This is a genomic window from Actinomadura decatromicini (assembly GCF_008121305.1).
Taxonomy (GTDB): Bacteria; Actinomycetota; Actinomycetes; order Streptosporangiales; family Streptosporangiaceae; genus Spirillospora; species Spirillospora syzygii.
On sequence record NZ_VSRQ01000003.1, the window covers coordinates 602206 to 615315 of the forward strand.

Genomic DNA, 13110 nt, shown 5'->3' on the forward strand with positions numbered 1-13110 from the left:
ATATGCTCGCAAGATGGCGACGACGGATCTCGCTCCCGCGGCGGCGCCCGGCTCCCGGCGGCGGCCTCCCCCGCTGCGGGAATGGCTGGCGCCCGCGCTCCCCGGCAGCCCGCTGCTCGGCTGGCTCGGCCCGCTGCTCGTGACGCTCTTCGCCGGCTACCTGCGCTTTCACCGGCTCGGGTCGCCGAACGCGGTGGTCTTCGACGAGACCTACTACGCGAAGGACGCGCTGGCCCTGCTGAAGTTCGGATGGGAGCACAACACCGTCCAGAACGCCGACAAGGCGCTGATCGCCGATCAGCACGCGAACATCTGGGGCGACGGGCCCGCCTTCGTGGCGCACCCGCCCTTCGGTAAATGGATGATCGCGATCGGTGAATGGATGTTCGGCGCGACGCCGTTCGGTTGGCGGTTCGTGCCCGCCGTCGCCGGGACGCTGTCCGTGCTGATCCTGTGCCGCGTCGCGCGGAAGATGACCGGCTCGACGCTCCTCGGCTGCGCCGCCGGGCTCCTGCTCGCCCTGGACGGCCTCCAGTTCGTCACCAGCCGGGCCGCGCTGCTCGACATCTTCGTCATGTTCTGGATCCTCGCCGGGTTCGCGTGCCTGGTGAACGACCGCGAACGGTCGCGCCGCATCCTCGCGGAGCGGATCGAGAGCGGCGATACCTCCGTGTACGGGCCGTTCCTCGCGCACGGGTGGCGGTACGGCGCGGGCGTCTGCCTCGGCCTCGCCTGCGCCACCAAGTGGACGGGCGTCTTCTACATCGCGGCGTTCGGGCTGATGGTCGTCCTGTGGGACTACGGCGCGCGGCGCGCGGCCGGGGTCAGGGCGCCGTTCGCCGGGACGATGCTGCTGGAGGCCGTGCCCGCGTTCGTCCAGCTCGTCGTGGTGGGCCTCGTGACCTACCTCGTCACCTGGTGGGGGTGGATCTTCAAGCCCGGCGGGTGGGGGCGGGGCAAGGCGTCCGGCAGCATGCTGTGGCGCCCGTTCGAGGCCATGCCCGACCTGTGGCGCTACCACAAGCAGATGCTCGACTTCCACACCGGGCTGGACGACAAGCACCCCTACCAGTCCTGGCCGTGGGACTGGCCGATCCTGCGGCGTCCGGTCGCGTTCTTCTACACCCAGCCCGCGGACGCCTGCGGCGCGGGCAAGCGGTGCTCCCGCGAGATCCTCGGCATCGGCACGCCCGCGCTGTGGTGGGGGGCGCTGATCGCGCTGGTCATCGTCGCGGGCATCTGGCTCATGCTGCGCGACTGGCGGGCCGGGGCGATCCTGGTCGGCTTCCTCGCCGGGTGGCTGACGTGGTTCCCGTCCGCGTTCTCCGAGCGGACGATGTTCCTGTTCTACGCGACGCCGCTGATCCCGTTCATGGTGCTGGCGATCGTGCTGGTGCTCGGCTACCTGATAGGGCCCGCACCCGCAGGGGCGGCGGGCGCGCATGCCCTGCGTCCGGGCCAGGGGGCCCACGACTCCTACCCGAACGCCCCCGCCCCGTACGGGCCGGACCCCTACGAACCGGGCGGCGCCCACGCGGCCCAGCAGACCGCGAGCCTGCGCCGCCTGATAGGCGCCGCCGCCGCGGGCGCGTTCCTGCTGGTGGTCCTGGCGAACTTCGCCTACTTCTACCCGATCCTGGCCGCCCAGACGATCCCCTACACAGAGTGGCAAGACCGAATCTGGTTCAAATCCTGGGTCTAACCCCAGTCCAGGGCAGGACGCGGGCCGGGCAGGACGCGTCTTGGTACCGCCGGGCGCGGGGTTGGGCGGGGTCTGGGTCGAGCGGGCTGGGGTTAGGCGGAGGCTTCGGCGTTGGCGGGTGTGGGTTGGGCTGGGGCGGGGTGGAACGTCCGTCCGCCGAAGAGGCAGAGGGTCAGTGCTAGGAGGCCACCGGCGCCCGCTCCGGCGAACGCGCCGGGGACGCCCGCCACGTCCTGGCCGACGCCGGCGACGAACGAGCCGAGCGAGCCGCCCGCGCCGACCGCCGCGACGACCCACGCGAACGCCTCGGTGACCGTCCCGCTGGGGGCGAGCCGGTCGACGAGCGTGAAGCTGCACGCCAGCACGGGCGCGAGGAACACGCCCGAGACGAACGCCAGTACCGCCATGACCGCGAGGCCCGGCGCGAGGACGAGCGGCACGTACCCGGCGGCGAGCGCGGCCATCAGCCACGGCAGCCGCCGGTGCGGCGCGCCCGCCCAGCGCCGCGCGCCGTACACGATCCCGCCGGTCAGCGCGCCGCCCGCCATGCAGGCGAGCAGCAGCCCGGAGGCGGCCTCGCTGTCCTGCCGCTCCGCGTAGGCGACGACGGCGACCGCGTAGACGCCGAGCGCGATCCCGGCGCAGGCGAGCGACAGCAACAGGACGCGCAGCCCCGGCGAGCGCAGCGGCCCGGCCCAGTCGGACGCGCGCGGCTCGCCCCGCCACCGCCGCGACGGCCCGGACAGCGCGACGATCAGCGTCCCGGCGATGCCGAGCGCGCCGGTGAGCAGCAGCGCGGTCTCGGTGTTCGCGACGGCCGCGGCGACGACGAGCAGCGGTCCCACGGTGAAGAGGAGTTCCTGCGCGGCGGCGTCGAGGGCGTAGGCGGCGTCGACCTGCTCGGGGCCGTCGAGGACGTCCGGCCAGAGCGCGCGGAGCCCGGCCTCCAGCGGCGGGGTCGCGAACCCGGCGGCGATCACGGCGGCGACGGCGACCGGCAGCGGGTCGGCCCCGATGGCGGCGAGCGCGGCGAACCCGGCGGCGGACGCCCACGCGGCCGGGATCAGCACGCGCGGCTGGCCGAGCCGGTCCATCGCGCGGCCGAGGACGGGCTGCCCCGCCGCCGTGGCCAGTCCGAGGATCGCGGCGAGCGTCCCGGCGAGGGGGTAGCCGCCGCCGTCCGACCGGACGTGCAGCACGACGGCGAGCATCCCCATCCCGTTGGGGAGGCGGCCGAGCAGGGTGGCGCCCAGCAGCCGCCCCGCGTACGGCCTTCGCAGGAAGACGACATAACCGCGCATCGCGCCCCCGAGTTCCACGATGAAGTCATACGTATTACTCCGCCTTGACGTCATACGTACCACTTGACGGGGCCGCGATCTAGTCTGAATTCGTCCGCGATCAGTCCCGAGGAGGCGCAGGTGTCGGCACCCGGCCGTCCGACCAGCAAGGACGTGGCTCAGGAGGCGGGGGTCTCGCAGTCCACGGTCTCGCTCGTACTGGGCGGCAAGTGGACGGGCCGGGTCTCCCCCGCCACCGCGCGGAGCGTCCGCAGCGCGGCGGAGCGGCTCGGCTACCGGCCGAACCCGGCGGCCCGGAACCTGCGGCTCGGCACGACGCGGACCGTCCTGCTGATGGTCCCGACGCTGACCGCGCCGTTCTTCGGCCCGGTCTACACGGGCGCGGCGCGGGTCGCGGCCCGGCACGGCTTCGGCGTCGTCGTCGCCACCTGGCCGGACGACATGAACGGCCCGGTCGGGGACGCCTGCCCGGGCCCGCCGTCCTACACCCCGCCGGACGGCCCGTTCGCGTCGCCGGACGAGGCGATCGACGGCGTCCTCGCGTCCTCGATGGCGGTCGAGGCGCTGGCCCGCTTCCGGGAGACCCCCGCCGTCATGCTCGACAGCGGCCCCAACACCCCCGCCGGCCTCGCGCCGCACGCCGCGGGGCCCGGCGCCCCAGGGTCCAGCGGCCACGGGCCGGGCGGCGCGGGTGGGAGGCTTGTTCCCACGGTCGACTTCGGGGTGGCTGAGGGGATGCGGGGCATCGCCGAGCATCTGGCCGGACTCGGCCACCGCCGGATCGGGCACGTCGCCGCCGCCGTCGACCAGTGGACGTTCCGCGCGCGGGCCCGCGCCCTCGCCGCCGCCGTCGCGGCCGTGCCGGGCGGGGTGCTGAGCCGGTCGATGTGCGCGATCGACGCCACATCCGCCAAGAACGCGGCCGGGCGGCTCTTGGACCGTGCCGACCGGCCGACCGCGCTGGTCTGCGACGACGACCTGATCGCGGCGGGCGCGTACAAGGCGGCGCGGGCGCGCGGCCTGGACATCCCCGGCGACCTGTCGGTGACCGGGTTCGACGACGTCCTCCTCGCGACCGCGCTGGAGCCGGAGTTGACGACCGTCCGGCTGCCCGCCGAGGAGCTGGGCGCCCAGGGCATGACGGCTCTGCTCGACCTCCTCTCCGGCCGCCGCCCCGCGCCCCGCGTCCTGCCCGGCGAACTGATCATCCGCGACTCGACCGCCCCGCCTCCTCCCTGACCGCCCCGCCCCGAACGCGCCTGGTTCCGCGTCCGCACGGGACAGAGCACGCGCGGCGGCCCACCGGCCGCGCAGGGTCGTGTCAGGGAATCGGGTGGGTTGCGGCCCGTTCGTGGAGTGGGTCGGGTATACAGCGGCGCATGGGATCGCATCCGTCTGAGACCGACATCGAGGCGCATCCGGAGAACCGGATCGGGACGGCGCCGCCGCGGACGCGGGCGTGGCGCGGCGGGGAGGTCGTGGCGGAGGGCTTCCCGGTCACCGAGGTCAGCGACTACCTGGAGCAGGACGGCACGGTCGTCTGGCTCGACCTGTGCGGCCCCCGCCAGGAGGACCTCCGCGTCATCAGCGACGAACTGGGCCTCGACCACCTCGCGGTGGAGGACGCCGTGTCCCGGCACGAGCGGACGAAGCTCGACCGCTACGACGGCTACATGTTCGTCAACATGTACGTCCCGGTGGTGGACGGCGCCGAGCTGACCCTGCGCGAGCTGTCCGCGTTCGTGGCCAAGGGCGCGCTGGTCACGGTGCGGCAGGACGGCGGCCTGGACGTCGACACGCTCGTCCGCCGCTGGGACGAGAGCCCCGCCGCCGACCTCGACGGCGCGGGCGCCGGTTTCCTCCTGTACGGGATGCTCGACCTCGTCGTCGACCAGCAGCTGGCGGCCGTCCAGGCATTGGACGAGGAGGCCGACACCGTCGAGGAGCTGGTGTTCGGCGACGAGTTCCCGGTCAAGGAGATCCAGCACCGCAGCTACCAGCTCCGCCGGAACCTCGCCAGTCTCCGCCGGATCGCGCTGCCGATGCGCGAGGTGCTGAACTCCCTGCTCCGCCGCGACAACCGCCTGGTCGACCCGAAGCTCGTCCCCTACCTCCAGGACGTCTACGACCACACCCTCCGCGTCGCGGAGTGGACGGACGGCCTCCGCGACCTCGTCGCCGACCTGCTCGACACGCGGCTGGCGCTCCAAGGCAACCGCATGAACGAGGTGATGAAGAAGGTGACGAGCTGGGCCGCGATCATCGCGGTGCCGACCGCCGTCACCGGCTTCTACGGGCAGAACGTCCCGTATCCGGGGTTCTCGAACCACACGGGGTTCGTGACGAGCACGATCGTCATCATCGTGTGCAGCGTCGGCCTGTACCTGATCTTCAAGCGGCGCGACTGGCTGTGACCACCGCGTCGGCTCAGGCCAGGCGGCATACATATCAGGACGCCTATCGAGCGCGCCCGATATCAATATTGGACATGACGTCGCCCGCCCTGGTCTGCTCTCCGGCATGACGAGACTCGCTGCCGGGCTCCGGACGTCGTTCGGCGCCTCGGTCCTCGCGCTCGCCGTCCTCGCGCTCGCCGTCCTCACGCTCGCCTTCCTGGCAGGGTGCGGCGGGACGGCCTCCGACGCCTCCCCGAAGCCGCGGAGCAGCGCGTCCCACGGCAGCGCTCCTGCGGAGGCGCCGTCCCAGCCTGCGGTCGCGGCGAAGCTTCGCGCGGTGGAGAAGGCCCGCGGCGTGCGGGTCGGCGCGTACGCCGTCGACACCGGCACGGGGAGGTTCGTCTCCTACCGGGGCGGCGAGCGGTTCCCGTTCGCGTCGTCGTTCAAGGCGATGGCCTGCGGCGCGGTCCTGCGGAAGGCGCGGGACTCCGACCGCACGCTGATGGACCGCGTCATCCGCTACAAGAAGAGCGACCTGGCCGATTTCTCGCCGGTGACGAAGAAGCACGTCGGCACCGGCATGACCGTCGCCGACCTGTGCCACGCGACGATCACCCAGAGCGACAACACGGCCGGGAACCTGGTGTTGAAGCTGATCGGCGGCCCGCCCGGCCTGACCGCGTTCTTCCGTTCGCTGGGCGACACGTCCAGCAGGAGCGACCGCAGGGAGCCGGGCCTCAACCACTGGCGGCCGGGCGAGCCGCGCGACACCGCGACGCCCGCCGCGTGGGCCGGTGACCTGCGGGCCCTCACGGTCGGCGACGCGCTCGCCCAGCCCGACCGCGCAAGGCTCATCGGCTGGCTGAAAGCGACGGTGACTGGGGACAAGCGCATCCGCGCCGGGCTGCCGAAGTCCTGGACGGTCGGCGACAAGACCGGCACGGCGGGCGTCTACGGCCACGCCGTCGACATCGCGATCACCTGGCCGCCGAACAGGGCTCCGCTGGTCATGGCGGTGATGACGACGCGGCCGGGCGCGGACGACGCGGCCGACGAGAAGGCCGTCGCCGAGACCGCCCGCATCCTCGCGGACGGCCTCGGCGCATGAAGCCTCAGTGCCTCTTACCTCAGTGCCCCCTACCTCAGAGGCCCTTCAGGAAGTTCGCGGCGATGGGCGCGGCGGCCTCCGCGCCCGTCCCGCCGCCCTCGACGACGACGGCGAACGCGACGTCCTTCCGGTAGCCGATGAACCAGGCGTGCGTGGGCGGGTCGGCGCCCTGCCCGAACTCGGCGGTGCCGGTCTTCCCGGCCGTCCCGGACGGGAACGCCACCCCGGACGCCGTCCCCTCGCTGACGACGGCGGGCATCAGCGTGTGCAGGGCCCGTTCGACGGCGGGTTCGAGCTTCTTCGGCGGCTCCGGCCTGCGTCCGCCCGCGTCGGCCGCCCGCGCGGCGTCGGCGGCGGCGACGAGGCGGGGCGAGCGCCAGGTGCCGTCCGCCGCCGCGGCGGCGACGCCCGCCATGTTGAGCGGGCTGGTCAGCACCTGGCCCTGGCCGAAGGACGCGGCGGCGAACGCGGTGTCGTCCTTGTTCGCGGGGAACGCGGCGCGGACGGCGGGCGTCCCGGCGATGATCGGCGCGTTGAAGCCGAACTGGGCGGCGACCTGCGCGAGCCGCTTCTCCCCGAGCCTGTCCACGGCGAGGCGCGCGAACGTCGTGTTGCAGGAGTGCGCGAACGCCTCGCGGAGCGGGATCGTCCCGAAGTCCTCGTGCTTGTAGTTGTGGAACGAGCGGCCGCCGACCGTGGTCGTGGCCGGGCAGGCGACCTTGGTGCGCGCGTCCATGCCGCCCGCGACGAGCGCCGCCGCCGTGACGACCTTGAACGTCGAGCCGGGCGCGTACTGGCCCATCAGCGCCCGGTTGTAGCCGCCGGGCTTGTTCGCCACGGCGAGGATCTCCCCGGTGGACGGCCGCAGCGCGACCATCGCGGCCGGCTTGCTCGCCTCGCCGAGGGCCTTGCCCGCCGCGGCCTGCACCTTCGGGTCGATGGTGGTCCGGAGGGGCTTGCCCTCGGCACCGCCGAACCGCTTGAGCGTCTTCACCGGCGTGCCGTCCGCGCCGACGATCTGCACGGCGAGGGCCGGCGTCCCGGCCAGGCGCCGCTCGTACTGCCGCTGGAGGCCGTCCAGCCCGGCCGGGTCGCCCTTCTGGTAGGGCGGGCCGAGCCGCTTCGCGGCCTCCGCGGACGCGGGCCCGACCGGCCCGGCGACCTGCTGCGCGGACCCGGACGGCGAGCTGCTCAGGTCGCTGCCGTCCGCCGCGAGGACGGCCGCCCGCTCGGGCCAGGCGCGGGCGGAGCGCAGCCGCTCGCCCTCCTTGAGCCCCGGGTACAGCAGCTCCGGCGACCACCGGACGCGCCACTTCCCGTCCCGCTTCACGAACGGGAGCGCGCCCTGGTACGTCCAGGCGCGGTCTCCGGCGAGCCGAAGTTCGGCGGTGTACGCGCCGCCCGCCGCGCCGTCCTTGACCTTGCCGACCGAGGCCACGGTGTAGCGCTGGCCGGTCACGCCGAGGTCGCCGTTCTGGCGCGCGAGGCGCCGCTCGAAGTCGGCGGGCGGACGGTCGGTCAGCGCCTTCATCGCGGCGTGGTCGGACTTGGACCAGGCCGCGAGGTAGAGCCGCGCGGTGTCCTTCGGGTCGTCGCCGCCGCGCAGGAACCACACCGTCCCCGCCCCCACGAGCACGACCGCCGCCACGGCGGCGACGGCGGCGATCACACGGGATCGGCGCATCGTCGGTTCTCCCTTCCCCCTCCGGACGAGGGGTCCCCCTTGAGTGAGTGCACAAGGAGACCAGGCTCAGCGTGAAATGTCCAAGATTCATATCTATGTCGGATAGATATCCGTTTCGATATCATCGCTGCTCGTGAACGTCGTGGGGCATCTGCGGTGCTTCGTCATGGTCGCGGAGGAGCTGCACTTCGGCCGGGCGGCGGAGCGGCTCGGCATGGCCCAGCCGCCGCTGAGCCAGCGGATCAAGCGGCTGGAGCGGGAGCTCGGCGTCCGGCTGTTCGACCGGTCGAGCCGCCGGGTCGAGCTGACCGCGCCGGGCCGCCTCCTGCTGGACGAGGCCCGTGACATCCTCACCCGCGTGGACCGCGTCTACTCCGTCGCCGAGCGCGCCCGGCTCGGCGAGTCCCGCGCCGTGCGGGCGGGCGTGCCGAGCGACCTCGGCGGGCCGATCGTCGCCGCGCTGATCGCCGCGTTCCGGGCGCGCCGCCCGGATCTGCGGCTCGACCTGCGCGAGGCGGGGACGGCCGAGCAGGTCCGCGCGCTGGCGGAGGGCGCGCTGGACGCGGCGGTCGTCCGGCACCCGTGCGACGGCCGCGACCTGGAGCTCGGCCCGATGCTCGGCCGGCCGCTCGGCGTCCTGCTGCCCGCCGGTTCCGACCTCGCCGCCTCCCCCGAGGTGCATCTCGCCGACCTCGCCGGGCGCGACCTCGTGCTGCCGCCGCGCGCGGAGGCGCCCGGCGCGCACGACGAGCTGCTGGCCGTCTGCCGCAGGCACGGGTACGCGCCGGGGGCCGTCCACGAGGCGCGGCATCCGGAGTTCGCGCTCGGGCTCGTCCTCGCCGGGACGGCGGTGGCGCTCGTCCCCCGCGCCGACGACACGGCCGGGACGGCGTGGCGCCCGCTCGTGGGCGAGCCGCTCGCGTGGCGGACGTCGTGCGCGTGGCGGCGCGCCCGCGATCCCGAGCACGCCCGCGCGATCGCCGACTTCACCGCCGTCGCGACCGCCGTCCTGCGCCGCGAGGCGGGCATGACCCCGCTGGACGCCGCCCCGGCCCGCCGGGTCGTCCCGCGCCCCTCCTCGGGATTCCTCGCATGAGCGAAGCGAACCCGGGGGCGTGGAGGGTGGTCCCCCCACAGGGAAACGGCGTGAGCATCACCGAGCGGATCGAGGACGAGTTCAAGGCGGCCGGCGTCACCGGGTGGCTGCACGCGGTGGACGTCGACACCGGGCGGGAGGTGTCCGTAAGGGCCGATGAGCCGGTGGTGCTCGCGTCCGTGTTCAAGGTGCCGCTGCTCGTCGCGTTCCACCGGCAGGCGGCGTCCGGCGTGCTCGACCCGTCCGAGCAGGTCGCCCTCCGCGCGGAGGACCGTACCGCCGGGCCCACGGGGGTGTCGGGGATGCTGGACGACGTCCGCATGTCCCTCCGCGACCTCGCCTTCCTGATGATCACGGTGAGCGACAACGCCGCCGCCGACGTCGTCCTGGACAGGGTAGGCCGCGACGCGGTCAACGCGACCGCCGAAGCGCTCGGCCTCCCGGGCACGGTCGTGGAGGTCAGCGGACGCGAGCTGCACGGGACCCTCCTCGCCGACGCGGGCGCGGCCACCTTCGGCGAAGTGTGGGCGAGGCTCGACGAACCCGGCGTGCGGGAGAGGCTCCGCGTCCTCGACCCGCTCCGGACGAGCCGCAGCACCCCCCGCGAGATGACCCGCCTGCTGTCGCTGATCTGGCGGGACGAGGCCGCGTCACCCGAAGGCTGCGCCGCGATGCGCCGCCTGTTCGGGCTCCAGGTGTGGCCGCACCGGCTGTCGTCCGGGTTCCCGTACGACGACGTCCTCGTGAGCGGCAAGACCGGCACGCTCCCGACGCTCCGCAACGAGGTCGGCGTCGTCGAGTACCCCGACGGCGGGCGCTACGCGGTCGCCGTGTTCACGCGGTCGCTGCTCCCGATCGCCGTCCTGCCGCAGGCCGACGCGGTGATCGGGACGGCCGCGCGGCTCGCGGTGGAGACTTTGCGCGTTCCGTAACGCTCCATAGCACGAACCCGGCAGGCCGATACCGGCGATTGGCCGTGCCGTCGACCCGGCACCTGCTCCGGAAACGTAGGCTGTACCCCGTCTTTGATCGTCCTTGGGAGAGTTCTTTGCGGCTGCCGGAGCATCTGGAGCTACTGCTCACCGACGAGCCGGTGCTCGACGTTTACTCGTACGGTCCTTGGCGCGTCCCCGACGGCCTGTTCGAGGAGATCTCGGCGCGGATCGACGGGCTCGCGGCCGACCCGCGCGCCGCCGACCTGACCACCGACGAGCACAAGCTCCTCACCCTGCCCGCGTCGCTGGTCACGGCCGAGATCTTCGGGATCCTCGCGTTCCTGCCGGGCGGCGGCGCGATCAAGGCGGGCTCGTACTCGCAGCTCCCCGAGCGGCTGCTGCACGGCCACCTCGTGAACCCGGGCCCGCTCAGCACCCGGATGACGCGCTGGGACGCGCCCGGCGGCCGATGGCGGCCACCGGTCGACTGGCTGATCGAGGCGCCCGAGCGGGAGCTCGCGATCGAGCTGGCCCGCGACTGCCTGTCCGCGCTGGAGGGCATCGAGCCGCTGGAGGAGCGGCGCAAGGCGCTGCTGCGCCTCTACGACGACCCGCCGACGTGCGACGTCGACCTGCCGAAGATGGAGCTGCGGGAGAACTGGCACGCGCACGCGGGCGACGACATCGTCACGGCCGTGCCGGAGCTGCTCGGCCCGGTCGGCTACCTGGAGTGGGTGTGCGGGGGGCTGCTGTCGTCCTTCGAGCACTTGATGGAGGCGGCGCCGAGGGACGAGAACGCCGAGGTCCACCTGATCCAGCTGCTCCTCCAGGGGAGCATGGAGCACGTCCCGGCAGAGCTGTCGGTCGCGCTCGGCGAGGACCGCTACCGCGAGTTGCAGCGCCGCTTCCCGGCCGAGCGGCGCGGGTTCAAGCCGGGCGCGTGGCAGGAGCGGACGCGGGCGTGGCTCGTCCGCGCGCTGGTCGCCGGGGCCGCCGACGCCTGCCGCGGCTGGCTCGACATGGCGATGCGGTTCATCGCGATCGTGCAGGGCCTGCCGGGCGACCCGTGGTTCCCGAAGGCCGAGTGGATCCCGGTCGGCCAGTTCCAGACCGACCTGCGCCGCCTGTACGCGCCGCGCCGCCGGGTCGTGAACCCGCTGACCGAGACGTTGAAGAGCGTCCCGGCGGACGCGGCCGAGGCCCGTCCGGAGCCGGGCGGCGGCGGCCGGTCGGAGATCGCGACGGCGCTGGTCGGGCAGGCCGAGCTGGTCGCCGCGCTGGACGAGCTGACCCGCGGCGACGCGCCCGTCCGGCTGCTGGTCGCGGGCCCGGACGGCACCGGCAAGCGGGACGCCGCGCAGGAGCTCGCGAAGGCGCTGTCCCTCGGCCGCGACCCGCACTGGGTGTCCGACAACCTGTTCACCGGCCAGCGCCTCTCGGACGCGGTCGCGAAGCTGCACGCCGACGCCCGCGACTGCGCGGGCGACCGGCTGCTCGTCATCGAGGGCCTGGACGGCATCGTCACCGACCCCGGCAACGGCGAGGCGATCGCCGCCGAGCTGCACCGGCTGCTCGCCGTCCACCCCGACCTGCACCTCGTGGCGCTGTGCGACACGGGCGGGGACGAGCGGATCCGGGAGATCAACCCCGTCCTGCCGCAGCGGTTCCGGGTGGTGAAGACGCACCCGTTCACCGCAGACGGGCACGCGGAGCTGTTCCGCCGGGCGCTGGACGCGCGCGGCGCCCGCGCCACCCGCCAGGCCGTGGACGCGGCGGGCGAGCTGCTCGCCGCGACGCCGCCGATGCAGACGCTCCGCAACGCGCGGCTCGCGCCGCACCTCGCCGAGCAGGCCGTCGCGGCCGCGAAGGAGCGGGCCGCGAAGAACGGCACGGCGGAGCTGGTCGTCCGCAAGCAGGACATCCCGGAGACGCTCGACACGTCCCGCGCCGCCGGGAACCCGCTCGCCGAGCTGCACGACCTCACCGGCCTCGACACGGTCAAGCACGAGATCGCGCTGCTCGTCGCGGGGACGCACGCGGCGCGGCTGCGCAGCGAGTCCGGGCTGCGGATCACGCCGCCGACCCGGCACATGGTCTTCACCGGCAATCCGGGCACCGGCAAGACGATGGTGGCGCGGCTGCTCGGACGCATCTACAAGCGGCTCGGGGTGCTGTCGTCCGGGCACCTGGTGGAGGCGTCCCGCGCGCACCTCGTCGGCGAGTACATCGGGCAGACCGCGCCGCGCACCCGCCGCCTGGTGGAGCGGGCGCTCGGCGGCGTCCTGTTCATCGACGAGGCGTACACGCTGACGCAGTCGCCGCTCAAGGGCGACTACGGGCACGAGGCGATCGCCGAGCTGGTCAAGCTGATGGAGGACCACCGCGACGACCTCGTGGTGATCGTCGCGGGCTACCAGCAGGAGATGGCCGAGTTCCTCGCCGCGAACCCGGGCCTCGACTCGCGCTTCCCGAAGCAGATCCACTTCCCGGACTACTCCGACGACGAGCTGATCACCGTGTTCGGGCAGCTCGCCGCGGCCGACGGGTTCCGGCTCGCGGACGGCACCGAGGACGTCCTGCGCGCGATGCTGCGCCGCGCGCCGCGCGGACCGTCGTTCGGCAACGGCCGGCTGATGCGCAACATGCTGGACGTGGCCGTCGCGAACCAGGCCGACCGGGTCGCGTCCGTCGCCGTCGCGGCGAAGCGCCTCACTCCGCAGGAGAAGGGCGCCAAGCCGGTCAAGCCGCCGACGAAGAAGGAACTGATCACCCTCACCGCCGAGGACCTCCCGCCGCTGCTCGAACACCCGGAGGAATTCTTCGGTTTGTACCTGTAACTGGGTATGACCTGAGATGGCTTCCCCGCCCGCCGACGGCGAGGAGGCTTC

9 protein-coding genes are annotated in these 13110 nt (G+C 73.8%); 7 read left to right on the forward strand and 2 right to left on the reverse strand.

Annotation, left to right across the window (positions count from 1 at the left end):
• Positions 1–13: 13 nt before the first annotated feature.
• A complete protein-coding gene (locus FXF68_RS16490) occupies positions 14–1702 on the forward strand; it encodes a dolichyl-phosphate-mannose--protein mannosyltransferase (RefSeq protein WP_148760043.1) in 1689 nt (562 codons plus the stop codon).
• 92 nt (positions 1703–1794) lie between these two features.
• Here the strand turns inward: FXF68_RS16490 and FXF68_RS16495 are convergent, their stop codons facing one another.
• Positions 1795–3021, reverse strand: a complete 1227-nt coding sequence (locus FXF68_RS16495; protein ID WP_246178742.1) for an MFS transporter — start codon at positions 3019–3021, stop codon at positions 1795–1797.
• A gap of 102 nt (positions 3022–3123) precedes the next feature.
• Here FXF68_RS16495 and FXF68_RS16500 point away from each other — a divergent pair, with 102 nt between their 5' ends.
• The 3 genes from FXF68_RS16500 to bla all read left to right on the forward strand — a co-directional run bounded on the left by FXF68_RS16500 (position 3124) and on the right by bla (position 6507).
• Entirely contained in the window at positions 3124–4242 is a 1119-nt protein-coding gene (locus tag FXF68_RS16500; RefSeq protein WP_148760045.1) for a LacI family DNA-binding transcriptional regulator, read from the forward strand.
• 140 nt (positions 4243–4382) lie between these two features.
• On the forward strand, positions 4383–5417 hold the full coding sequence (locus FXF68_RS16505) for a magnesium transporter CorA family protein (RefSeq protein ID WP_148760047.1): 1035 nt from the start codon (positions 4383–4385) through the stop codon (positions 5415–5417).
• A gap of 106 nt (positions 5418–5523) precedes the next feature.
• Entirely contained in the window at positions 5524–6507 is a 984-nt protein-coding gene (gene bla, locus FXF68_RS16510) for a class A beta-lactamase (protein ID WP_148760049.1), read from the forward strand.
• A gap of 34 nt (positions 6508–6541) precedes the next feature.
• Here bla and FXF68_RS16515 read toward each other — a convergent pair whose 3' ends face one another.
• Positions 6542–8191 carry a penicillin-binding transpeptidase domain-containing protein gene (locus FXF68_RS16515; protein WP_148760051.1) on the reverse strand — a complete coding sequence of 550 codons (1650 nt, stop codon included), beginning with the start codon at positions 8189–8191 and terminating at the stop codon, positions 6542–6544.
• 133 nt (positions 8192–8324) lie between these two features.
• On the opposite strand from FXF68_RS16515, the gene FXF68_RS16520 reads away from it, so the two are divergent.
• The 3 genes from FXF68_RS16520 to FXF68_RS16530 all read left to right on the forward strand — a co-directional run bounded on the left by FXF68_RS16520 (position 8325) and on the right by FXF68_RS16530 (position 13059).
• Positions 8325–9287 (forward strand): LysR substrate-binding domain-containing protein, encoded by a 963-nt coding sequence (locus tag FXF68_RS16520; RefSeq protein ID WP_148760053.1) that lies wholly within the window; start codon positions 8325–8327, stop codon positions 9285–9287.
• A gap of 50 nt (positions 9288–9337) precedes the next feature.
• Positions 9338–10219, forward strand: coding sequence for a serine hydrolase (locus tag FXF68_RS16525; RefSeq protein ID WP_342787136.1), 882 nt, complete (start codon positions 9338–9340; stop codon positions 10217–10219).
• Between the two features lie 116 nt (positions 10220–10335).
• A complete protein-coding gene (locus FXF68_RS16530) occupies positions 10336–13059 on the forward strand; it encodes an AAA family ATPase (protein ID WP_148760057.1) in 2724 nt (907 codons plus the stop codon).
• The last annotated feature ends 51 nt before the right edge of the window (positions 13060–13110 follow it).

What these genes read in the sequence shown, in the direction of transcription:
- FXF68_RS16490 (WP_148760043.1), top strand. Translation starts at nt 14, where the DNA reads ATGGCGACGACGGATCTCGCTCCCGCGGCGGCGCCCGGCTCCCGGCGG.
- FXF68_RS16505 (WP_148760047.1), top strand. Translation starts at nt 4,383, where the DNA reads ATGGGATCGCATCCGTCTGAGACCGACATCGAGGCGCATCCGGAGAAC.
- bla (WP_148760049.1), top strand. Translation starts at nt 5,524, where the DNA reads ATGACGAGACTCGCTGCCGGGCTCCGGACGTCGTTCGGCGCCTCGGTC.
- FXF68_RS16515 (WP_148760051.1), bottom strand. Translation starts at nt 8,191, where the DNA reads ATGCGCCGATCCCGTGTGATCGCCGCCGTCGCCGCCGTGGCGGCGGTC.